Source organism: Arsenophonus sp. aPb (assembly GCF_029873475.1).
In the GTDB taxonomy this organism is placed as follows: Bacteria; Pseudomonadota; Gammaproteobacteria; order Enterobacterales; family Enterobacteriaceae; genus Arsenophonus.
The window spans coordinates 256,002-280,732 of the sequence record NZ_CP123499.1 but is presented as its reverse complement, the minus strand read 5'-3'; the positions used below and the strand labels follow the sequence as shown (position 1 = coordinate 280,732).

21 protein-coding genes and 2 tRNA genes are annotated in these 24,731 nt (G+C 38.3%); 3 read left to right on the top strand and 20 right to left on the bottom strand.

The window, feature by feature from the left end; all coding sequences use genetic code 11:
* Positions 1-63: 63 nt before the first annotated feature.
* The 20 genes from QE177_RS01180 to orn all read right to left on the bottom strand — a co-directional run bounded on the left by QE177_RS01180 (position 64) and on the right by orn (position 19,141).
* Positions 64-684: an FKBP-type peptidyl-prolyl cis-trans isomerase gene (locus tag QE177_RS01180; protein ID WP_280550934.1), complete on the bottom strand. Its 621-nt coding sequence runs from the start codon at positions 682-684 to the stop codon at positions 64-66.
* A gap of 400 nt (positions 685-1,084) precedes the next feature.
* A complete protein-coding gene (gene rplI / locus QE177_RS01175; RefSeq protein ID WP_280550933.1) occupies positions 1,085-1,534 on the bottom strand; it encodes a 50S ribosomal protein L9 in 450 nt (149 codons plus the stop codon).
* A 38-nt stretch (positions 1,535-1,572) separates the two neighbouring features.
* Positions 1,573-1,800 (bottom strand): 30S ribosomal protein S18, encoded by a 228-nt coding sequence (gene rpsR, locus QE177_RS01170; protein WP_000135199.1) that lies wholly within the window; start codon positions 1,798-1,800, stop codon positions 1,573-1,575.
* A gap of 4 nt (positions 1,801-1,804) precedes the next feature.
* Entirely contained in the window at positions 1,805-2,122 is a 318-nt protein-coding gene (priB, locus tag QE177_RS01165; RefSeq protein WP_026821854.1) for a primosomal replication protein N, read from the bottom strand.
* Between the two features lie 8 nt (positions 2,123-2,130).
* Entirely contained in the window at positions 2,131-2,523 is a 393-nt protein-coding gene (gene rpsF / locus QE177_RS01160; protein ID WP_026821855.1) for a 30S ribosomal protein S6, read from the bottom strand.
* Positions 2,524-2,733: 210 nt separating this feature from the next.
* The gene (gene rlmB / locus QE177_RS01155) at positions 2,734-3,471 is read right to left on the bottom strand and encodes a 23S rRNA (guanosine(2251)-2'-O)-methyltransferase RlmB (protein ID WP_280550932.1); all 738 of its coding nucleotides are present in this window, start codon (positions 3,469-3,471) and stop codon (positions 2,734-2,736) included.
* A 73-nt stretch (positions 3,472-3,544) separates the two neighbouring features.
* Positions 3,545-5,995 (bottom strand): ribonuclease R, encoded by a 2,451-nt coding sequence (rnr, locus tag QE177_RS01150; protein ID WP_280550931.1) that lies wholly within the window; start codon positions 5,993-5,995, stop codon positions 3,545-3,547.
* A 57-nt stretch (positions 5,996-6,052) separates the two neighbouring features.
* On the bottom strand, positions 6,053-6,475 hold the full coding sequence (nsrR, locus tag QE177_RS01145) for a nitric oxide-sensing transcriptional repressor NsrR (protein WP_280550930.1): 423 nt from the start codon (positions 6,473-6,475) through the stop codon (positions 6,053-6,055).
* Between the two features lie 195 nt (positions 6,476-6,670).
* Complete coding sequence (locus tag QE177_RS01140; RefSeq protein WP_280550929.1) at positions 6,671-7,969, bottom strand: adenylosuccinate synthase; 1,299 nt, start codon at positions 7,967-7,969, stop codon at positions 6,671-6,673.
* A gap of 172 nt (positions 7,970-8,141) precedes the next feature.
* On the bottom strand, positions 8,142-9,143 hold the full coding sequence (hflC, locus tag QE177_RS01135; protein ID WP_225506817.1) for a protease modulator HflC: 1,002 nt from the start codon (positions 9,141-9,143) through the stop codon (positions 8,142-8,144).
* A gap of 2 nt (positions 9,144-9,145) precedes the next feature.
* Positions 9,146-10,363 carry an FtsH protease activity modulator HflK gene (hflK, locus tag QE177_RS01130; RefSeq protein WP_280550928.1) on the bottom strand — a complete coding sequence of 406 codons (1,218 nt, stop codon included), beginning with the start codon at positions 10,361-10,363 and terminating at the stop codon, positions 9,146-9,148.
* A gap of 84 nt (positions 10,364-10,447) precedes the next feature.
* Positions 10,448-11,740 carry a ribosome rescue GTPase HflX gene (hflX, locus tag QE177_RS01125; protein ID WP_280550927.1) on the bottom strand — a complete coding sequence of 431 codons (1,293 nt, stop codon included), beginning with the start codon at positions 11,738-11,740 and terminating at the stop codon, positions 10,448-10,450.
* Positions 11,741-11,834: 94 nt separating this feature from the next.
* The gene (gene hfq, locus QE177_RS01120) at positions 11,835-12,131 is read right to left on the bottom strand and encodes an RNA chaperone Hfq (RefSeq protein WP_026821863.1); all 297 of its coding nucleotides are present in this window, start codon (positions 12,129-12,131) and stop codon (positions 11,835-11,837) included.
* A 110-nt stretch (positions 12,132-12,241) separates the two neighbouring features.
* Positions 12,242-13,183 (bottom strand): tRNA (adenosine(37)-N6)-dimethylallyltransferase MiaA, encoded by a 942-nt coding sequence (miaA, locus tag QE177_RS01115; RefSeq protein ID WP_280550926.1) that lies wholly within the window; start codon positions 13,181-13,183, stop codon positions 12,242-12,244.
* On the bottom strand, positions 13,176-15,119 hold the full coding sequence (mutL, locus tag QE177_RS01110) for a DNA mismatch repair endonuclease MutL (protein WP_280550925.1): 1,944 nt from the start codon (positions 15,117-15,119) through the stop codon (positions 13,176-13,178). Before mutL ends, miaA begins: the two co-directional genes overlap by 8 nt.
* A gap of 21 nt (positions 15,120-15,140) precedes the next feature.
* Positions 15,141-16,427 (bottom strand): N-acetylmuramoyl-L-alanine amidase AmiB, encoded by a 1,287-nt coding sequence (gene amiB / locus QE177_RS01105; RefSeq protein ID WP_280550924.1) that lies wholly within the window; start codon positions 16,425-16,427, stop codon positions 15,141-15,143.
* 14 nt (positions 16,428-16,441) lie between these two features.
* A complete protein-coding gene (gene tsaE / locus QE177_RS01100; RefSeq protein WP_280550923.1) occupies positions 16,442-16,900 on the bottom strand; it encodes a tRNA (adenosine(37)-N6)-threonylcarbamoyltransferase complex ATPase subunit type 1 TsaE in 459 nt (152 codons plus the stop codon).
* 1,347 nt (positions 16,901-18,247) lie between these two features.
* Positions 18,248-18,323, bottom strand: a tRNA-Gly gene (locus QE177_RS01095).
* A gap of 40 nt (positions 18,324-18,363) precedes the next feature.
* Positions 18,364-18,439, bottom strand: a tRNA-Gly gene (locus tag QE177_RS01090).
* Between the two features lie 156 nt (positions 18,440-18,595).
* Positions 18,596-19,141, bottom strand: a complete 546-nt coding sequence (orn, locus tag QE177_RS01085; RefSeq protein ID WP_280550922.1) for an oligoribonuclease — start codon at positions 19,139-19,141, stop codon at positions 18,596-18,598.
* Between the two features lie 130 nt (positions 19,142-19,271).
* Here orn and rsgA point away from each other — a divergent pair, with 130 nt between their 5' ends.
* The 3 genes from rsgA (at position 19,272) to mscM (ending at position 24,714) form a co-directional block, all read left to right on the top strand.
* Positions 19,272-20,321, top strand: a complete 1,050-nt coding sequence (rsgA, locus tag QE177_RS01080; RefSeq protein ID WP_280550921.1) for a small ribosomal subunit biogenesis GTPase RsgA — start codon at positions 19,272-19,274, stop codon at positions 20,319-20,321.
* Positions 20,322-20,418: 97 nt separating this feature from the next.
* Positions 20,419-21,336, top strand: a complete 918-nt coding sequence (gene asd / locus QE177_RS01075) for an archaetidylserine decarboxylase (protein WP_280550920.1) — start codon at positions 20,419-20,421, stop codon at positions 21,334-21,336.
* A 21-nt stretch (positions 21,337-21,357) separates the two neighbouring features.
* The gene (gene mscM / locus QE177_RS01070; RefSeq protein WP_280550919.1) at positions 21,358-24,714 is read left to right on the top strand and encodes a miniconductance mechanosensitive channel MscM; all 3,357 of its coding nucleotides are present in this window, start codon (positions 21,358-21,360) and stop codon (positions 24,712-24,714) included.
* The last annotated feature ends 17 nt before the right edge of the window (positions 24,715-24,731 follow it).

Sequence of the window (24,731 nt, the reverse complement as noted above, 5' to 3'; positions counted from 1 at the left end):
ATAAATTATTTATTGGATTAGCTTATTTATAAACCAACTAATTCGATGAAAAGTAAAACTTAATTATATAATCTCGAGTAATTCAACTTCGAAAATTAGCGTGCTAAAAGGCGGAATAGCGGCGCCAGCACCACGTTCACCATAAGCCAAATTATGTGGAATATAAAGTTCCCACTTTGAGCCAGTAGGCATCAATGTCAACGCTTCAATCCAGCCAGGAATAACACCGTTAACAGGAAATTCTGCTGGTTGTTCTCGTTCCCTTGAACAATCAAAAATCGTACCATCGATTAATCGACCAGTATAATGCACACGAACCCGATCTGCTTTAGCCGGGATCGGTCCTTCACCTTGTTTTAATATACTAAATTGTAATCCTGATTCTGTCGTCTTGACTTCTTCACGTTGCTGGTTGTTATGCAGAAACTGTTGTCCTTCAACTGCCGACGCTTGCTGGAATTTACGCCGCTGCGCATCCGCACGTTCATGGATTTCACGTAATGCTCTATGCAAGGCTTGAATAGGAACAACTGGCGTTTTACTATCTAATGCATCACATAAGCCCGCAAGTAAAGCTTCTGGCTGAATGCCTTCCAGACCTGATTCTAAAAGCTGTTGACCAACTTGAAGACCAATGCCATAACTTGCCTGAGTTTCAATTGAATCAAATGCCTGATCTGTCATAACAGCACCTATTTATTAAATAATAATAAAGAATAACAGTCACAAATAAACCGGTAAATAACCGTATAAAATAATTTTAGTCAAAAATAATATTATAATTTTATATCAATTCATTAATTTTTTAATACTAAAAACCGACAGATCGGACTTTAATTTGAAAAATAGACTTTATTCCAAAAATAATATTTATAAATAATAATTGATGAACAGTGGCAATTTCATGAATTAAAATTATCTACTACCAACCAGAAATTCCCTTAACTGTAGCAGATATACTAATGTAAAGTTATTAACTTTATACTATTAATTGATTGCAATGATGATTTAGCCCACAAAAATAGAAATAAAAACACCAGCATTGGCTGGTGTTTTTATTTGTGCCTGATAATTCAGAAAGCAATTATTCAGCAATAATATTCACATTCAGTTTTGCAAATACATCACTATGCACTTGGAAATGAACTTCGTGTTCACCAACAGTACGCAATACACCATTTGGTAAGCGAACTTCGCTTTTCGCAACCTCGACACCGGCAGCTGTGACTGCCTGAGCAATATCACGAGTCCCGATAGAACCAAACAGTTTACCTTCATCACCAGCTTTAGAAGCGATGGTTACTGTTGCTAATGAATTAATTTTCTCAGCGCGCGCTTTTGCAGCGTCCAGAACGTCGGCTAATTTAGCTTCTAATTCAGCACGACGTGCTTCAAAAAATTCAACATTCTTTTTAGTTGCAGGAACAGCTTTTCCCTGTGGAACTAAAAAGTTACGCGCATAACCCGCTTTAACATCAACTTGATCACCCAGGCTACCCAGGTTTGCTACTTTATCCAGTAGAATAATTTCCATTACCTTATCCTCTCTAAGTCGTTAATGGACTATACCAATTACTGATGACGATCAGTATATGGCAACAGAGACAGGTAACGCGCGCGCTTGATCGCACGAGCGAGCTGACGCTGGTATTTTGCACGAGTACCAGTAATACGACTTGGTACAATTTTACCACTTTCAGTGATATAGTTTTTTAGCGTTGCGATATCTTTATAATCAATCTCTTGAACGCCTTCCGCTGTGAAACGGCAGAACTTACGACGACGGAAATAACGTGCCATTTGGCTAGTCTCCAGAATCTATCAATTCAATCTGCTCGGCATGAAGCACTAATTTATTCAAGCCATTAGCGCCCTGATGGCTGCTAATGAAACCTATAACAGTGATCCGACTACCGACCGTTATACTGTGAGTAAACTGTTGTAATTTTTGTCCGCTGGCGATAATGGTTATTCTACACCATACTTGCCGATCAAAACCGGCCTCCTGCTGCTGTGAACGATGTTCTAGCACAAACTGACAGTGTGGAACTCCAGCTGGACTGACTTTTCTTATCGGTGCATTACAAATTTTGCCTGACAGCACCAATCGATTAGTATTCACAACCAAAATTACTCTTCAGAATCCTCAGCTCCCTCAATTCCTTCCAGGTCTTCATCAACCAAATCACGACTGCGACGATCGTCTTTGGCTTTAACCATTGGAGAAGCTTCAGTAACCGCATGCTTAACACGCATAATCATGCTGCGGACAACGGCATCATTGAAGCGGAAGTTTGTTTCTAACTCATCAATCACTTCTTGCGGCGCTTCAACATTCATCAGAACATAGTGTGCTTTGTGCAATTTATTGATTGGATAAGCCAATTGACGGCGACCCCAGTCTTCCAAGCGATGGATTTGACCTTGCGCTTCGGTAATAGAACCACTATAACGCTCAATCATACCTGCAACTTGCTCGCTCTGGTCCGGGTGAACCATAAAAACGATTTCGTAATGACGCATGAGTTTTGCTCCTTACGGATTAATCAGCCTCCTGTCAGGGTCAACCGCATCCCATGGAGGCAAGGAACTTATTTAATTGCGGCTGAAAAATTGACGCGTAACTATACCTATCCTTTAGTTAAAACTCAAGTATTAGATTAAATCATCACTTATCGCATATTGAATTGAAGCCGGTAATCTGCCAAGATTATCAATGATCTGGCGTTTTTCTCACTGACTACGCCGTTGACGTACTGCTTCAAACAAACAAACACCCGTCGCAACAGAAACATTTAGAGACGAAACCACACCTGCCATTGGAATACTAATCAGTTCATCACAATGTTCCCTTGTTAATCGACGCATACCTTCACCTTCTGCGCCCATCACCAATGCAATAGCCCCGGTTAATTTACTCTCATATAAAGTATGATTGGCTTCACCTGCGGTACCAACAATCCAGATATGCTGCTGCTGCAAGTGACGTAACGTCCGTGCAAGATTGGTAACCCGAATTAATGGCATACTCTCTGCTGCGCCACAGGCAACTTTCTTAGCGGTGGCATTGAGCTGAGCAGATTTATCTTTTGGTACAATAACCGCATCAATACCGGCGGCTTCTGCACTACGTAAACAAGCACCTAAGTTATGTGGATCGGTAATACCATCTAATATAAGCAAAAAGGGTGATTGCACCTGAGAAATAATAATATCTAAATCACTCTCTTGATATTGCCGCCCAGGTTTTACCTGGGCAATAATACCTTGATGAACAGCGTTTTCTGTCTGCCTATCCATCCATTGACGATTAGCTAACTGGATGATAATCCCCAATTTTTCAAGCTGATGAATAATCGGCAATAAACGTTTATCTTCACGCCCTTTGAGTATATAAACTTGTTTTAAACGCGAAGGATCGCGTTCCAGCAGTGCAAGCACTGCATGAATACCATAAATAATTTCACTCATAAATTTATCAATTACTTAAATAACTCTTAAAGATAGTCAACCACTGCCAATGAAAAAACATTAATAAAAATAACTAAGATTTTTTTTGTGCTTTTTTGCGCACCTTTTTTGCTTTCAATTTTGCAGTAATTTTTGTGCTCTTATCAGAAACCTTTTTCCCTTTCTTATCTGCTTTTTTAGCGTTCTTGCTGCCTTTCTTATTAGGTTTAACAAATGCACTATTAGATTCAAAATTTTTGTCTTGGCTGTGATCTAGCTGGCCATTAGTTGAAATTGCTTTTTTAAATTGCTTTTTGGCTTTTTCTTTTGCTGTCTTACCTGGATTTTTTGCCTTGCGTAAAGTTGATATCAACGCGAAATCGATCTTGCGCTCATCCATATGTACCGCTTCAACGCTAATTTCAACTTCATCACCAAGGCGATAAACCATACCCGAAGACTCACCAATAAGTCGTTGTCCTACATTATCGTAGCGATAGTAATCATTATTCAGTGAAGAGACATGCACCAAACCATCAATAAAAAGATCTTTTAAACGGACAAAAAAACCAAAACCAGTGACACTGGTAATAATGCCAGTAAATACATTGCCAACTTGATCTTGCATAAAATCACATTTCAACCAATCAGCAACATCTCTTGTCGCTTCATCAGCCCGCCGTTCTGTCATTGAACAACGTTCACCTAATTGCAACATTTCATTAGTATCAGCATGCCAACCACCGGTTGGCGTCGAGCGATGTTGATTGTTTCCATGTAGTGCAGATAAAAGATATTTAATCGAACGATGTAGGGCTAAATCAGGATAACGACGAATCGGTGAAGTGAAATGAGCATAAGATTTTAATGCTAAGCCAAAATGTCCTCTATTTTCAGGATCATAAATAGCCTGTTTCATTGAACGCAAAATCATTGTTTGCAGCAATTCATGATCCGGACGTTCGGCGACTTCGTCCATGATTTTGGCATAATCAGCCGACTGAGGTTTCATACCACCCGGCAATGTCAAACCCAATTCACTAAATACCGTCCGTAAGTTTACAATACTCTCTTGTTTGGGCCTATCATGGACACGGTACAAGCTAGGTTCTTTATTCCGCTCAACAAAACGTGCGGCAGCGATATTGGCTAAAATCATACATTCTTCAATTAATTTATGCGCATCATTCCGTTCAACCGGCTCTATCCGTTCAATGCGTTTTTCTGCATTAAAAATAAATTTTGCTTCTTCAGATTCAAAAGAGATAGCGCCTCGTTTCACGCGCGCGCTATCTAACGCTTGATATAATCGATGAAGTTGTTCTAGATGTGGCACTAGATCTTGATAATGTTGACGTAATTGTTCATCACCCTGTAAAATTTTCCAAACTTTGGTATAAGTCAATCTGGCATGAGAACGCATCACCGCTTCATAGAATTTAGATGAAGTAATTTGCCCCTCCGCCGATAACTGCATTTCACATACCATGCAAAGTCTTTCGACTTCAGGGTTTAATGAACATAATCCATTAGAAAGAATTTCAGGCAACATGGGGATCACCCGTGATGGAAAATAGACTGAATTTCCCCGACTAACCGCTTCATTATCCAAAGCCGTTTGTGGTCGTACATAATAACTAACATCTGCAATTGCGACCCACAAGCACCAACCACCGTCTTCTTTTGGCATACAATAAACTGCATCATCAAAATCCCGGGCATCTTCACCATCAATCGTGACTAAAGGTAGATGACATAAATCTACTCGCCCTTTCTTTGCTGAAGCAGGGATCTGTTCGGATAAATCAGCAACTTGTTTCTCAACTTGTGGCGGCCAACGATAAGGGATTTCATAGGTTCTTAATGCAATCTCTACCGCCATGTTAGTACCCATGCTTTCGCCTAATACTTCAACAATATTGCCTACTGCCTGAGTATGGCGTGCTGGCCTGGTTGTCATCTCAACGACAACCACATTTCCCATCCTGGCACCGTTAACCTGTTCTTTAGGGATCAAAATGTCAAAAGATAGGCGACTATCATCAGGAACTACATATCCCATGCCAGATTCTAAAAAATAACGTCCTACAATATGATTATTGCGTGGAACAAGCACTCGAACAATGCGAACTTCTGTACGTCCACGCCGATCTTTGCCCAATGGCTGAGCTAGCACAACATCACCATGCAGCGCTTTTCTCATTTCTTCCAAAGAGAGGTAAAAATCTTCTTTCTGCCCTTCTACGCGTAAAAAACCAAAACCATCACGATGACCAATAACAGAACCCTTGAGTAAATCAAGGCGTTCAGGTAAGGCATAACATTGACGACGAGTAAATACTAATTGTCCATCACGTTCCATAGCACGTAAACGGCGACGCAAGGCCTCTAATTCTTCTTCTTTGGTTAACTTTAATATTCGAGCGATTTCCTGTCGACTCACAGGTGTAGTAAATTTTGCTAATACCTCTAAGATATATTCACGACTTGCAATTGGTGAATGATATTTCTCAGCCTCTCGGTCTTTATATGGATCTTTTGCCATCACCCACCTCCGCTACTATATCGATTAATATACCTACAAATACACTAGGTCTATTGTTTATTTTAACAGTAACTTATACAGTGGCTCGTTATTTTTTATTAGATCAGCCAGTGTATATTTATCTAATTCATTTAAAAAATGATCAATCGCTTGATTTAATATCTGTTTTAATCGACAAGCAGAGGTAATATGGCAATAATCGCTACAGCAATTGACTAATGCCAGGGGCTCTAACAGACGAACAACCTCACCGATCCGAATTTGATCAGCTGGCTTGCCTAAATAAATACCCCCATTTTTGCCTCTCACCGCAGCAATAAGTCCAACTCGGCTTAATTGATTAATAATTTTTACCATATGGTTACGTGAGACACCGTAAACATTAGTGACTTCAGTAATATTAGTCATTTTATCCTTAGGTAATGACGCCATATAAATCAATGCTCTTAAGCCATAATCTGTAAAACTTGTTAACTGCACATCAACCTCTGGTTATAAAACAAAAATGGAAGGACACTTTTTTGACATTAATTCATTTGGTTATATCTATTATGTAAATTTTCATCCTATTAAGCAAAATTGCTCAGTAAATTCGGTAACATGAATTAATCGATATAAAAATAACGCCTGAATGTTCAGGCGTCACTCATTGAGCGATATTATTTAGAGGTAAAATTATACATCAAAAGGATCTTGTAATATCATTGTTTCAGCACGATCAGGCCCGGTCGAAATAATATCTATCGGGATGCCGGTTAATTCCTCAATCCGTTTAATATAATCAATTGCTGCTTTAGGTAATTGATTATATTCTTTTACCCTAAAAGTACTTTCACTCCAGCCTGGTAACGTTTCATATATCGGCTCTAAACCTTCCCATTCCTCTGCCGCTAATGGTGTTATTGTCAATTCAGTCCCATCTGGTTTGCGATAAGCAATACAAAGTTTCACTTCATCCAAACCATCTAATACATCTAATTTAGTTAAACAGAAACCAGAAAGTGAATTGATTTGAACAGCTCGGTTAATAGCAACAATATCTAACCAGCCGGTACGGCGGCAACGACCGGTTGTTGCACCAAATTCCTGCCCTTTTTCACGCAGGTATTCGCCCGTTTCATCGGATAACTCGGTTGGGAAAGGACCTCCACCAACACGGGTAGAATAAGCTTTCAATATGCCTAAAACATAATCAATATAGCGCGGACCTAAGCCAGAGCCTGTAGCAACACCACCCGCCGTTGTGTTTGATGAAGTCACATAGGGATAGGTACCATGATCAATATCCAGCAATGTTCCCTGTGCCCCTTCATACATCACTAATTCGCCTTTTTGATGCGCTTTATATAACAAATCAGCAACATCAACGGTCATCGCCGTCAAAATATCGGCAATAACCATAATATCATCTAATGTTTTTTGGTAATCGATTGCAGGCGCTTTATAATAATTCACTAATTGAAAATTATGGTAATCAACAATTTCTTTAAGTTTGACTGGAAACGTTTTTTTATTAAACAGATCACCAACACGTATTGCACGGCGGGCAACTTTATCTTCATAAGCCGGTCCAATGCCCCGGCCGGTCGTGCCTATCGCTTTCGCGCCGCGCGCTTTTTCACGCGCGTTATCTAAAGCAACGTGGTAGGGCAAGATTAATGGACAAGCTGCTGAAATTTTGAGTCGTTCACGCACTGGCACGCCACGCGCTTCTAATTTTTTCATTTCATCCATTAATGCATCAGGTGCTAACACGACACCATTGCCAATGACGCTTATGACATTTTCACGCAGAATACCTGATGGGATAAGATGGAGTACAGTTTTTTCACCATTTACCACAAGAGTATGACCAGCATTATGGCCACCTTGATAACGAACAACATACTTAGCGCGTTCAGTTAGTAAATCGACTATTTTGCCTTTACCTTCGTCACCCCACTGAGTACCTAATACGACAACGTTTTTACCCATTTCAAAATTCACTCGATTGCTTAAAAAAGAATTCTACCATTTCAATCATTAGCTGCCAGCAATTTTTATAATACCAATACCTCTTTTCATCACAATCTTAACACATTAAAGCCCGCCTAATGCGGGCTTATCCAGAGTCATTTGGCAATCATTTTGCTTATTTTTTAAATGATCACTGTACCGCTCTTTGTTTAGTTGGTGCTCGCATGTAGCGGAAAAAATCTGTATCTGGACTTAATACCATCACATCATCACCATTTTTACTAAAACTCTTCTCGTATGCCCGTAAGCTACGAATGAAAGCATAGAAATCAGGATCTTGATTAAATGCATCAGCAAATAGTTTAGTCGCCATCGCATCACCTTCACCGCGTAATCTCAACGCAGTGCGCTCCGCTTCAGCCAATGTTTCGGTCACGGTTTTATCTGCTGCAGCACGGATCTTCACTGCTTCTTCTTGACCCTGTGAACGATGCTGACGCGCTACAGCCTCTCGTTCAGCACGCATACGCTGATATATCGCTTCCGAAACTTCACTTGGCAATTCAATACGTTTGATACGAACATCGACAACTTCAATCCCTAATGCCGCCATGCTGTTTGGATTCACAACTGGCGAATTACCTTTGATCTCTTTATCAAAACGGGCTGCTGCCGAGGCAATAGCCTGATCAGCCTCTTTTGTCGCTTCAGTATCTGAACCTTTATTAAGTGCATCACGTACATCGACGGTTAAGCGTCCGCGAGAATCAGTAATAATATCTTTCACATTTAAACGGCCAAATTCTGAACGCAGCCGATCACTAAATTTACGTTTCAGTAAGGTTTCAGCTTGATAAGGATTGCCGCCACCGGTCGCAACATAGTAACGACTAAAATCAGTAATTCGCCATTTTAAATAAGAATCAACCATTAAATCTTTATTTTCTCTAGTCAGATAGCGATCTGCCTGAACATCCAATGTCTGAATACGAGCATCCAACATTTTTACCGTTTCAATAAATGGTATTTTGAGATGCAAACCTGGCTCATAAATAATAGGTTTATTGTCACCATCACGTACCACCTTACCAAAGCGTAGAATGATGCCTCTCTCTGTCTGTTGAACTGTGAAAATTGACATATACAACACAACTAATGCAGCAACAATAATAACAATCACTGATTTACGCATGATTATTGTCTCCCTACACGAGCTGAATTACTGCCTCGAGCATTATCCCGCGTTCCATAGCTATACGAATAAGGCGATTCAGTAGAAATATCTGATTGCTGAATAACTTTTGGTGGCGTTATTTTTTGTACATCTGCTGCATTATTTTTGCTTCCATTGCGTAGAATTTGCTCTAACGGCAACACTAACATACTATTGCTCTTGTCGTTAACAATGACCTTACGCGTATTACCTAGTACCCGCTCCATTGTCTCAATATATAAACGCTCACGAGTAATTTGAGGAGCCGCTCGATATTCCGGCAACATTTTGGCAAAACTGGCTACTTCACCTTCAGCCTTGAAAACCACACTTGACTTATAAGCAGTCGCTTCTTCAATCAATTTCTGCGCATTACCTTTCGCTAATGGTAGGACTTCATTACGATAAGCTTGCGCTTCACGAATGGTCTTCTGCTCTTCTTCTCTTGCTGCAATAACATCATCAAATGCCGCTTTAACCGCTTCCGGTGGACGAGCAGCTTGGAAGTTAACATCTAATATCGTTATACCCATATTATAAGGTCTTATCGTATTTTCTAACTCTTTTTGTGTTTCATCACGGATAAAAGCACGTTTCGTCGTCAGCACCTGTTCCATTGCTGATTGACCAATAATTCCACGTACTGCGCTATCTATTGCCTGACGTAAACTATTATCGGGGTTAGTAACATTAAATAAATATTGAGCAGGATCCGTTACTCGATACTGGACGTTCATTTCTACTTGAATAACATTTTCATCCGAAGTTAACATCATACCACTAGTCGCTTGTTCACGTATGGTTTCAACATTAACCGGAATGACTTTTTCAATAAAATTTGGCTTCCAATTTAAACCCGGTTCAACAGTATGGCTATATTTACCAAAACGAAATACAACGCCACGATCACTCTCTTTTATCGTATAAAAACCACTTGCAGCCCAAATAATCACAATTGCTGCAATAATAATTGCGATAAAACGGCCGTTTATATTGATGCCATTTGGATTACTCGAACCATTCCTGTCTTTATTATTCCCACCTAAACCACCAAGTTTGCGACTTAACTTGCGGAACAGATCATCAAGATCAGTTGTCCCTTTTTTCCGATTACCTTTCTTACCACTGGAGTTGCCGCTATTGCTGCTTCCCCACGGGTCGCGGTCCTGTCCGTTATTACCGGGCTGATTCCACGCCATGTTATAGCTCCATTCGTTATGATTGGTTTTTCAGGGCTAAGAGTAAAATATTTACTCTTAATTTGTTCAATTTATTGACCACATTCAATATGTTGACTTAACAATGTACTCAAGTAAAGGTTGTTCTTGCTTACAAAGTCTTTGCCAGTCAACAATAGGCAGCTTCACTTCAAGCATGATACTGCCATCTATATCCATTTCTTCATACTCGATTGCCTGAAGTTGATAAAACCGACTGCGTAAACGACCCGCTTCTGGCGGTAATCGCAATTCATAGTGTGCAATTTCACCAGAAAGACGTTCTGTCAGCGCCTGTAATAATAATGGAATTCCTTCACCGGTTTGGGCTGAGAGCCAGACCCGAATAGGGACATTATTCTCATCGCGATCAATACGGGGGATAAATCCATTCAACATGTCAATTTTATTCATGACTAACAGTGCTGGAATTTTATTAGCCTCAATTTCTTCTAATACACTTTCAACTGCTTGGATATTTTCTTCCATACGGTTATCCGCAGCATCAACAACGTGTAATAATAAACTGGCTTCACGTGTTTCCTGCAATGTTGCTTTAAATGCAGCAACAAGATCGTGAGGAAGATGACGAATAAAACCGACAGTATCAGCCAACACTATCGCTCCAACATCATCTATATCAATACGCCGTAATGTAGGATCTAACGTCGCAAATAATTGATCTGCAGCATACACTTCAGACTTTGTCATTTGATTAAACAGACTAGACTTGCCTGCATTAGTGTAACCTACCAATGATATGGTGGGAATACCCGCTTTACTTCTTGCTTGTCTACCCTGCTCTCTCTGCTTTTCAACCTTTGCCAACCGAGAAAGGATTTGCCGAATTTTACCTCGGATCAATCGACGATCCGTTTCAAGTTGAGTTTCACCAGGTCCACGTAGGCCGATCCCCCCTTTTTGTCGTTCAAGATGAGTCCAACCACGTACCAAACGGGTAGAAATATGCCTTAACTGAGCTAATTCAACTTGTAGTTTACCTTCATGGGTTCGGGCGCGCTGTGCAAATATATCTAAAATTAAACCCGTACGATCAATAACTCGACACTGACATAATCGCTCAAGATTTCTTTCCTGGGCAGGGCTTAAAGTATGATCAAAAAGAACCACATCGGCATTACTGACTTTAACTGCTGCCGCGATTTCTTCCGCTTTACCCTCGCCAACAAAATATTTAGCCTGGGGTGATTTGCGATTACCTGTGATTATCTGTACTGGCTTAATGCCCGCAGAGATGACTAATGATTCAAATTCAATGAGGTTTTCAGTATCTTTTTCATTAGCGAAAAAAACATGCACAAGAACAGCTAATTCCCCACCTTCATGTCTATCAAACAAAAGTACAACTCCTTAGACTTAAAAAATACCAAACAGGCAAAATACAGATAAAGTTCCCTTTATCTGTATTTTTTTGTTCAGATAATTAACTGTATTATTCAGTCGCATCACTATCCTGTGGAACTGCCACATTACCTGTATTGTAATTACCTAGGCCTGTATTACCCCCTTGATTACTATGGTGAGATACAGGACGAGAAGGTACTACAGTAGAAATAGCATGCTTATATACCATTTGGCTTACTGTGTTTTTCAGTAAAATAACAAATTGATCAAATGATTCGATTTGACCTTGTAATTTGATGCCATTGACCAAATAAATGGAAACCGGAACCCTTTCACGACGTAACGCGTTTAGGAACGGATCTTGCAAAGATTGCCCCTTAGCCATTCTCTATTTTCCTTATTTTGTTGTTTTTAACTAAGAACCTTTTATGGTTCGAAAAAATTAACTACTCAAAAAATTGTGCCTTTACTACCAATTGTACATAAATAGCAAACCTATGCACTAATAAGATGCAATATTGTGTTAAGTGCTCCCTTAATATCATCGCTATCGAGTCTATGCACGTTTTTCCATCCTTTTAACCATGTAATTTGACGTTTAGCCAATTGACGTGTTGCACATATACCACGATAAACCATTTCATCATAGTTGATTTCACCAGACAAATAGGACCACATCTGACGATAACCAACAGAACGAATAGCAGGTAGATCCTGATGGAGATCTCCCCTAGCATAAAGAGCGCTAACTTCATCCTCAAAACCCGCATTCAACATTTGTAGAAAACGCATCTCGATACGTTGATGAAGAATTTTACGATCTTGCGGTGAAATCGCAAACTGTAACACATTATAAGGTAATTCTGCTTCTACAATTTCAGTCAATTCTGTCAGGCTCTTTCCAGAAACTAAAAAAACCTCCAAGGCACGAGACAATCGTTGCGGATCATTAGGATGGATTCTAGCTGCCGATATAGGATCAACCTCTTGCAAACGTTTATGAATTGCCCCCCAACTAGATTGCTTCGCTTGCAATTCAATTTCTGCCCGAATTGTAACATCGGCTGAAGGTAAGGGTGACAACCCATCTAGTAACGCTTTAAAATATAGCATAGTCCCTCCAACGAGTAAGGGAATACGACCTGAAGCGACAATTTTTTCCATTTCAGCTAAAGCATCACGACGAAAGTCTGCCGCAGAATACGACTGTGACGGATCCAAAATGTCAATCAATCGGTGTGGCGCAATTTGTTGCTCTTCCAGTGTTGGTTTTGCTGTTCCTATATCCATACCTCGATAAATCAATGCAGAATCTACACTAATTATTTCAACGGGTAATTTTTGACACAATGCCATTGCCAATGCTGTCTTTCCCGACGCCGTAGGCCCCATTATAAAAATCGCTTGCGGTTTAGGTTGAAAAATTTGTTTACTCATGAGTTAAAGCCATTATCACCGATTCAAAATCAATTAGTTGTAGTAATGTTTTCGGTGGTTCTTTAACTAATTCAGGGTGAGCCCGCTCAAGATCCGCTAGTAACTGTACCCCTTGTGCAACCGTCCATACTTGTTTTTCATTTACTAAATGATCTGCTAACCAAACAACTAATTCCTTCACCTGACAAGAAGTATTTTGAGCAAGATATTTCAACAGTTTTGGAAATAATTCAGCCAAATTTTGCGATCTCAAGGGACAAGATACAGCACTAATTGTGGCTTTATTATGAGAAATATTGATGTCAAAACCTAATGTACTTAATAATACCTTTACTCGATAAAAAGTTTCAATTTCCTTTTCTGTTAATGCGAGCTTTATTGGTATAAGTAACGGCTGAGATTTTAATCCTTTATCAGTAGGAATTAATTGACTTCGTTTCAAATATCGCTCAGCTTCCGCTAATGATAACAAACCTATTCCAAATGATGATTCAATAAATGCGAAATTTTTAGAATAAATTGTTAGTATTTTACCAAATGTATAATTTTTATCATTTTTTTCAACAAAAACCGATTTTACTGCCAATTTTTCAGTTTTTATGGGTTTTCGCTCTGGAAAAAGTGGGATTTTTTCTTGTTTACATGCCTCATTTTGCATCAATTGCTGATAAAGCTCACCCTGTTTTTTGTTATAGGTTTTTTTGGTTATTTTTCCATTATTGTAGCAAGAAAATGATGTCGTTTCAGATGGCGAAATTTGGTTACTCGCCCTTAATTCTGTTATTACTTGCGCTTTTTGCTCTTCAACAACTAAACCCTGTTTTGAATTATCTGAGGAAAAAAAATTTTCACCCGCAGCTAACCGATTTTGCAATCCTAAAACAGGATGACTTTCCTGTTTTAAACTAACAGTTACTTGATTAAATTGTTTTTGGTTTTGTTGTTGGCTTAGTACCGTGTTCACACCCTGATAGATAAAATCATGCACCAATCTTGCTTGGTGAAAACGGACTTCCTGTTTGGCTGGATGAACATTAACATCTACCTGATGAGGATCAATCGTTAAATAAAGAACATAAGCAGCTTGCTGCTCATCTGGCAGACGATCAGCATAGGCCTGGCGAATGGCATGATTGATTAATCGATCACGCATCATGCGGCCATTAACATAACAATATTGAATTTCAGCAGTCTTGCCTAAATAGGGATTAGTTATCCAGCCTTTTATTGCTAAATCACCATGTTGCCAACATAATTTCAACGCATGTTGCATAAAACTGCTGCCACAAATAGCCGCCAGACGTCGTTCATATTGCTCTTCACTCTTTGTCGCACGATATTGGCGAACTAATTTACCATTATGATGCAAGTTGATTGCAACATCGAAACGCGCTAAAGCGATTCTACGTACCACCTCATCAATATGGCTAAATTCGGTTTTCTCTGTACGTAAAAATTTACGTCGAGCTGGTGTATTATAAAACAGATCAAGAACTTCAACTGTTGTTCCTATTGGGTGAGCAGCAGGTTTTAGCGTAACATTCATCTCACGCCCTTCAGCATAAGCTTGCCAGGCTTCTGTTTGTGTCTCGACGCGTGAAGTTAGTATTAAACGAGAAACTGAACTAATACTAGCTAGCGCTTCTCCTCTAAATCCCATACTCATAATAGCGGCGAGATCTTCTAGCGTAGCTATTTTGCTAGTAGCGTGTCGCTCTAACGCTAAGGTTAAATCTTCTTTGGCAATACCACTACCATTATCATGGATACGGATAAGCTTTGCACCACCACGCTCAATTTCAATATCAATACGACTAGCGCCAGCATCAAGACTATTTTCGACTAACTCTTTCACAACCGATGATGGACGTTCAACAACTTCACCTGCAGCAATTTGATTAGCTAACTGAGGAGAAAGAATTTGTATTGTTGACATAATAACCTCTGCCGTATTCCATCATTTTGGCGCTGCTTGTAAGGGGTGCTGGGTAAAATAATTGCGTAATCCTTGATGAATAGCTATTGCCAAACGTTCCTGATAATCATCGGAAACTAAAAGACGTTCTTCAGAAATATTACTAATAAAACCTGTTTCCACAAGAATAGAGGGAATGTCAGGAGAACGGAGTACACCAAGACTAGCATGTTCCGGATCATATTTATGGATATTACCAATTTTATTTAATTCTCTCAGTACTTTTACCGCGACAGAATAACCTACACGCTGGGAATTGCCAAATTGCAAATCTAAAACAGCTTGGCTAAGATATGGATCTGCACCATTAGCTAACGCATCACCTGCACCACCTAATAATTCAGATTGCTTCTCATGTTGTTCAAGCCAATTACCCAATTCACTATTCGCTCTTCGATTAGAAAGCACCCAAACAGAAGCACCGCGAGCACGATTATTAGGTGCTGCATCAGCATGAATTGAAACAAGCATATCAGCTGCTTTTTGTCGCGCCACTTCTGAACGACCCGCTACAGAAATAAAATAATCGCCATTGCGAGTCATCACTGGCTTAAACATCGGATCCGTCTTTAAATAGTTCTCTAATTTACGCGCGATACTCATTGTTATATTTTTTTCTCGATGACCATTTTGCCCAATTGCGCCTGGATCTTTACCACCATGCCCAGCATCAATTGCCACGACAACTTGCCGGGTTCCTTTAGGTAAATTTTTATATATTGAGGAGGCCGGAGAGTAATTGACTAATTTTTTCTCAGTTTGTGAATTAATTGCTAGCGATTTATTGGTTACTTCAGTTGCTGGCTGAGATATCTGAGACTGTGACGCGCCATCACGACTATTCTTTAACGTAAAAACTATTTGATAATGATGATTTATTTGTTCAACCACCGCACTTGCTGTCACAGCATTTGTCAGTTCGATAACAATACGTTGATACTGACTATTTGGTGGCTGACTAGTACGAACCCCTTTAACCAAATTATTATTTATAAACTTCATTGGCAATCCAGCTACCTGATCAGATTGACGAAAATCGATAACTAAACGCTCAGGTTCATGGAGTGGAAAAAAGCGGTACTCTGGATTACCTCCAGCAAAGTGTAAAGTGACTTTTGCTTCGGATAAATTATCATTGACGTGAATATTGGATAAAGTTGCAGCCTGTGCACTAGACAACAAGTTGTTAAGTAATATCATTGTCATTAATAAAAGAAATACATGAGTTTGCCATCTTTTTATTATATTAATCATCGAAGTCGTCATCATGATTAGTATTCCTATTACGACAATTTTTCTAATAACATTTCCCCATATGTTGATAACGCGACAAAGCGTGCTTGTCTTCCATTATTGTCATATGATAGATAGAGTTCAAGATCAGCGCATGGTAATATCCCTTCACCTTTCTTTGGCCATTCCACTAAACATATTGCCTGCCAATCAAAATAATCACGGATACCCATAAACTCAAGCTCTTCAGGATCAGTTAAACGATATAAATCAAAATGGTAAACGGGATTAGGAGCCAATAAATACGATTCAACTAACGTGTAAGTTGGACTTTTTACATGCCCTTGGTAACCTAAACCTTGCAAAAAACCGCGACTAAAAGTCGTTTTCCCTGCACCCAAATCGCCATATAAATAAAGAATAAAACGTTGGTTACAAAGATGAGCTAAACGATGCCCTAAAGCTATTGTTGCTTTTTCATTAGCAAGCAATAATATAAGTTCTTTCATAAAAATATTGCCATTTTTTGTAATTTTTTATTTAATAGTTTAACTCATAAAATATATCACAAAATACTGTTACTTACCGAATATTATAGCGATATTTAATGTTATTTTTGCCAATAAAACTTACATCATATGCTTATGATTTAACTAATTAATCTCTTTTAGTTGGTTACTTTTATCAATATTCTATCGTTTGATCTGAACAAATTTATATAAAAATAAACATACAAAATTTTTCATTAATATCAAATAATTAGCGTTTATCATCTAAAATTATTGCAAATAATTATAAAACAGACTTCGTCAAATAAAACCATGAAATATTTTTGTCTTAAACAATTAAAATTATTTAGTTGAGAGAAGCTTTTTTACATGACCAAGAAAGCACTATATTATATCAAAACATAGATAAATATCCGCTAATTAAAAAATATTATATTGCTCTACCTAGTTACACCTTGAAATATATCAATAAAATGATACTTCTATTATAAATAAAACCTTATCCAAATAATAATAGCGTCTTGCGTGCAATATCTAGTGACTAACATCAATATTTTCAAGAGTTAGATACTTCAATTTTACTTGTGTATAAAATAAAAATGCATTGATCATAAAAAAATAATTATATAATCAATCATCAAAAAATATAAATATTTTTTAAAATGTTTTCAATAGGTTAAATGATATTTATGAAGAAAAGTATCAATAGTGATAGCGATAAAAAAATGTATTTGCCTGTGGATAACTCTGTGCAACAAAGCAAAAGAGACACGGTGTGCCATAACCAAAATTCAATTGTAAATGAATAAGTTATTAAAACATTTTAACTAAGAAAATGTAGCAGCTTTAGCCATAAAATTTCTAAGATTAATGTAGCTAACAACATCAATTCACCTAAAATACATTTTAAATACGAAAACAATTTCCCTGCCAAGAATGACACCACATGGTTCACTTCACTGATAAAGTATATGCCGTAACACCTACTTCAAAATTGGGGGAGTGGAATTCTATGCCTAGCAGATACGATTTGCAAGTCCTATGTGCCCGATTTTCAAATAAATTTTATCTGGACTAGCTATATAATTGTTGACTATGAAGCAAGACTGTGACTTCTTTCAGTAGCTAATCTCCTATTTAAAAATAGACGGTTTTTATCAGAGTGCAACATAAAATTTTATTCTTATAATTAAATAAAATCCAAACAGAAAAATAAAATTCACCAACAAAATAGGTATAAATGGCCACTAAACTTTGAGTGACGAAGAAGCGGACAGAATGAAAAATATGTAAAAAAACAATAAATTATATCACAGATCTTTAAGTTAATTACGATAAAGGAGAATTTGGAGCGGGAAACGAGACTCGAACTCGCGACCCCGACCTTGGCAAGGTCGTGCTCTACCAACTGAGCTATTCCCGCATAAGAAAATGCTGATAAGAGATAAAAATAAATACAATATTGGAGCGGGAAACGAGACTCGAACTCGCGACCCCGACCTTGGCAAGGTCGTGCTCTACCAACTGAGCTATTCCCGCATATTTATAACAACAATATTACCAATCACTATGAGTTGCGAATTATACGAAAAATTGCCGAACAGACAAGTACTTTTAGCCATAAAAAATCTATTTTTAATCTAAATGCTGATTAAAACAGCAAATCGCTCATAATCAGCATGATAATAACTCGACTTAAAGATTGATAAAGTGTTGGCGATAATAAACTAATTCTGCAATAGATTCCCGTATATCTTCTAAAGCCAGATGGGTATTCCTTTTTGTAAAACCGGGCAATATATCAGGCTTCCAACGGCGAGCCAGCTCTTTTAGGGTACTAACATCTAAATAACGATAGTGGAAATATTTTTCCAACTCAGGCATATATTTGAATAAAAAACGTCGGTCTTGAGCAACACTATTACCACAAATAGGTGAAACGCCCCTAGGTAACCATTTTTCTAAAAAAGTTATTGTGGCTAACTCTGCTTTTTTTTCATCATATTGACTAGATTTAACTCTATCAATCAGCCCACTTTCAGTATGCGTTTTAATATTCCACTCATCCATAAGAGATAACTGTTGCGCCGATTGATGAATGGCAATTACTGGTCCTTCGGATAAAATTGTCAGATTGGAATCAGTGACGATTGTTGCGATCTCAATAATACGATCCTGTTCTGGATCTAATCCTGTCATTTCCAAATCTATCCAAATTAAATTGTTCTCACGATTTACCATGTTATATCCTGGGTTCCATTCTAAACTGATAGCATGCAATACTTAGTGTATGATAGCTTCTTAAAAGCACAACTACGATAACTCTTGATAATGAACTCAATTAACAAACCAATAAAACTAGTGAGGTCAGGTGGCTAAAAAGAAATTTACCAAAGGCCAACAACGCCGAATAGATGCAAACCATCAAACTAAGCTAAAAAAACAATCTCAGCAAGATATTGATGATAATCAGCTTGGCATTCCCCAAGACGGATTGGTTATTAGCCGTTTTGGTCAGCATGCAGATATCGAGACAAATGAAGGTGACATTCAACGCTGCAATATTCGTAGAACAATTCATTCATTAGTCACAGGTGATCGTGTTATTTGGCGCCCCGCGCTATATCAGCAATCTAATATAAAAGTTAACGGTGTCATTGAAGCAGTCTATGAACGAACATCTCTCTTGACTCGCCCCGATTACTATGACGGACTCAAGCCGATCGCGGCTAATATCGACCAAGCGATCATTGTTTCAGCAATCTTACCTCAATTATCATTAAATATTATTGATCGTTATTTAGTTGCCTGCGAAACACTTAATATTGCACCAATTATTATTTTAAATAAAATTGACCTGCTCAATATAGAGAACAGAAAAGAGATAAGTAAAGTAATAAAACTTTATCATAATATTGGTTATGAAGTTTTAGAGGTCTCTAGCCATACTAATGAAGGAATTGATACGCTTATTGAGATCCTTATAGGAAAAATATCTATTTTTGTTGGACAATCAGGTGTTGGTAAGTCTAGTTTGATAAACAACTTACTACCTAATAATGAAGAAAAAATTTTAACCAACCAAGTATCTGATAATTCAGGATTAGGTCAACATACAACCACAACTGCGCGCCTTTATCATTTTGCCAAAGGAGGCGATCTTATCGATTCACCAGGTATCCGTGAGTTTGGCTTATGGCATCTGACAAAGGAACAAATAACTAAAGGGTTTGTCGAATTTAGGCAATACTTGGGATACTGTAAATTTCGTGATTGTAAGCATTTAGATGATCCTGGATGCGCTTTACTACAAGCAGTAACCGCTGAAAAAATAGCAAAATCACGTTTTGAAAATTATCATCGTATTTTAGCAAGCATGGAACAAATAAAACCCCGTAGATCTTTTATAGATAATAAATAGTTATAAATATAACTCTGGAATTCATAAAAAGCATAGGTACAATAACTATCTTTTTTGATTACAACCCAATAACATTAGAATCAGGCTAGAGGTTAATGTGCTGGAAAAAATAAAGATCAAACTACAATATCTATTACCAAAACAAGGGCTAACACATTTAGCTGGTTGGCTGGCAGATCAAAAAGCGGCTGGATTCACTCAGTTAATGATTAAGCTTTTTGCCAAATTTTATAAAGTTGATATGACGGAAGCAAAAGAAAGCGAATTTTCAGCTTATTCTACCTTTAATGAATTTTTTACTCGCCCATTAAAAGAAAATATTCGTCCTATTGTTGTAGGCAGCAACCAACTTGCCCTACCTGCCGATGGTGTAATAAGCCAATTAGGATTAATTGTAGATGATCAGATCTTACAAGCTAAAGGCCATTCTTATAGTTTAGTGGCATTATTAGCCGGTAATTATATACTGGCCGATAAATTTCGTAATGGGGCATTTGTAACTACTTACTTATCTCCACGTGACTATCATCGGGTCCATATGCCTTGTGACGGTTTACTAACTGAAATGATTTATGTTCCTGGTGATCTCTTTTCCGTTAACCAACTGACTGCAACAAATGTTCCCAATCTTTTTGCTCGTAATGAACGTCTAATCTGTATTTTTGACACGCCGGTTGGGAAAATGGCACAAATTCTAATAGGTGCAACAATTGTCGGAAGCATAGATACTATCTGGTGTGGCTGCGTCAATAGTGAACGCGAAGGGATTATCAAACGCTGGACTTACCCAGAAAAAGATAAGACAGGAGCCGTTTATCTGAAAAAAGGCGAAGAAATGGGAAAATTCAAACTGGGTTCAACCGTTATCAATTTGTTTGAATCTAACCACATTAAACTTAATTCTGTATTAGAGCCAGGAACCGTCACTCGAGTAGGTGAATTATTAGCAGAATCAATTTATGCAAATACTGGGGAACATACTAGTCCACATAATTTAATAGATGGATCTGAATAATTTTATCTGAGGAATCATATTGTGCGCCTGATAGTCTGCATGCTATTTAGTCTCTTATTCACCACATTACCTGTATTTGCAGCGATTAATCTTGATGAAATACAGATTAAAAAAGAGATTAAACAACTTGAAGCAAATAAAAATGCCAAAAATGCAGAGATTATTCAGGCATTACAAGTTGCGCTTAATTGGTTATCAGAGGCGCAAGAATCAGAAAAAAAAACCCGCGCTTATCAAGAAGCCATTGATGATTTCCCCAAAATCATAAAAGAATTACAACAACAATTTCTTATTGAGAGTAATAAAACAGTTACTATACCAACCAATATAACTATTCTGGAACTAGAGCAACGTATTGTTCAGGCTAGTAGTCAATTACTTGAGCAAGGCAGACAAATTCAGCAAGAACAGGATAGAAATCGTGAAATCAGCGACTCTCTTGTAACATTACCTCAACAATTATTAGAGGCTCGCCGCCTGCTTTCTGACTCTATAGTAAGACTGGAATCCCTGCCTGTTCCGGTTTCTCCTTTAGCCGAAGCACAATATAATTTAGCGCAAACAGAAGTCACGGCAAGAAAGTCAAAAACCAATGAACTAGAAATAGCACAGCTTTCAGCCAATAATCGCCAAGAAATTGCACGCTTACGCATTGAGCTTTTTAAAAAACGTTATCAGCAAATTGATCAAGAGCTTCAACAACTGCGAAATCATCTAAACTTTCAGCGCCAACAGAAAGCACAATTGGCACTTAAACACACTGAAATGCTTGCTGCTCAAGGCGGGGAACTTCCTAAATTTTTAACAGAACAATTGCAACTAAACCGTAAATTATCACAACGGCTTAATGAACAAGCATACAGAATAAATGATATTGAACAAAGGCAACGCCAGACTTCCAGTGATATACTAACCGTTCGTCAAGCTCTTGGCACAATTCGCGAGCAAGCCCAATGGTTAAGTGGTTCAACTACTTTGGGTGAAGCATTACGCGCGCAGTTATACCATTTGCCAGAAATTCCAAAAAATCAGCAAATTGACAGAGAAATCGTCAACAAGCGTATTGATCGCCTTAAGTACCAAGATATGTTGGAAAATCTCAACCCCAACAATAAAGAGAACGAGGAAAAGCAAGCCGAAACAAAAAATTTCACAGCAGAACAGACGCAAATTTATGAGTCACTCGTCCAAACTCGGAAAGAATTATTAAGCTCAATAATTTCTGGTTATGACAGTGAAATATTGGAATTAACCAAGCTCAACGTTGCAGCAACCCAGTTAACAGATGCATTAACAGATATCAAAGATGCGACCCATCGTTATATGTTTTGGATCGCAGATACCGATCCTATAAATCTCAACTATCCAATTACGATAGTAAAAGATCTGACTCGCTTACTATCGTTAGATACGCTATCTCAACTGAGTGGAGCAATTAGCGTTATCTTCGCCAGCCAGGATAGCTTATTATACCTGCTCGCTGCTGTTGCTATCGTCATCTTTAGCATTAGTACCCATCAGCATTACAATAATTTTCTTCTTCGCGCGAGCACACGTATCGGTAAAGTAACCCAGGATCGCTTTGCGCTAACCTTACGAACCGTATTTTGGTCTATTCTCATTGCACTTCCTTTACCTATTTTATGGTCAGCGATTGGTTACGGCCTACAAAGCGCCTGGCAATTGCCAATGGCCACAGCTATTGGCTCAGGGGTGAGAGCGACAACACCGGTTTTATGGGTTTTTATGATTAGTGCCACTTTTGCACTGCCAAATGGATTGTTTGTTTCTCATTTTGGTTGGTCAGAAGAAAACGTAAAAAGAGCAATGCGTTATTATCAACTATCAGTTTTTGTCATAGTGCCGTTGATGATGGCCTTGATTACGTTTGAATATTACAATGACCGTGAATTTGCCCCAAGCTTAGGTAGACTTTGCTTCTTATTACTGTGTATTGCGCTAAGTCTAATTACCCATAACCTCAAACGGGTTGGCGTACCACTTTATTTAGATCGCCACGGCTCAGGCGAGAATGCAATTAGCAATTTATTGTGGTTATTACTGATCATAGCACCAATTTTTTCTGCGGTTGCGGCACTCTTGGGTTATCTTTCAACATCCGAAGAACTTTTAGCTAGGCTAGAAACCTCTGTTGCAATCTGGTTTTTTTTACTGATTATTTATCACATTATCCGCCGCTGGATGTCTATCCAACGGCGTAAAATTGCTTTCGAAAGAGCAAAACAGCGGCGCGCTGACATTCTCGCTCAACGAGCAAAAAATGAAGGTGACAATAATAGTAATATTAATAGTAGTGGTGAAGCCTTAGTTGATATCGAAGAAAGTACAATTGACTTAGATACAATCAGTGCCCAATCTTTAGGGCTAGTGCGTTCTATTCTCACTATGATAGCGTTAGTCTCACTGATTTTAATTTGGTCTGAGCTACATTCAGCGTTCTCTTTTCTAGAAAATGTCCGGCTTTGGAATGTAACTACCACGATAAATGGTGTAGATACCATTCAACCTATTACCCTCAGTTCTCTCTTTATTACTATTCTTATTATTATAATTACTGCACAACTAATTAGAAATTTACCGGCATTATTGGAACTCGCCCTGTTACAACACCTTGATTTAACTCCGGGGACAGGTTATGCAATCACCACTTTAACTAAATATACTATTGCTCTTATAGGTAGCTTAGTTGCATTTTCGATGCTTGGGATTGAGTGGTCAAAACTACAATGGTTAATTGCTGCCATGGGTGTTGGACTAGGTTTTGGTCTACAAGAAATCTTTACCAATATCATTTCAGGTTTAATGATCTTATTTGAGAAACCAATTCGTATTGGCGATACTGTCACTATCCGTGACTTAACAGGTAGCATTACCAAAATCAATACTAGGGCGACAACTTTGACAGATTGGGATCGCAAAGAAATTATTGTTCCTAATAAAGCATTTATTACCGAGCAATTTATTAACTGGTCGTTATCCGATACCATCACGCGTATTGTTTTAACCATTCCAGCACCCGCAGATATAGATAGTGCCGAGATCAGTCAGATCTTACTGAATGCTGCTGAGAAAACGCCGATGATTTTAACTAACCCGGCACCTGAGGTATATCTAGTTGATTTACAACAAGGCATTCAAATCTTTGAATTACGTATCTATGCGGCAGAAATGGGGCATAGGATGCCAGCCCGCCATGAAGTTCATCAAAATATATTAATCGGTTTTGCACAGCATGGGATCACGCTACCGTTTCCTCCCTTTCAAGCCCGAATTGATATAGCCAGTAATAACCTATTAAAAAGTACAACAAAAAATAGAGCCAGGCGCAATCCGGCAAGAAAAGCAGGAGAATTATAAATTGCAATGAACTTTCG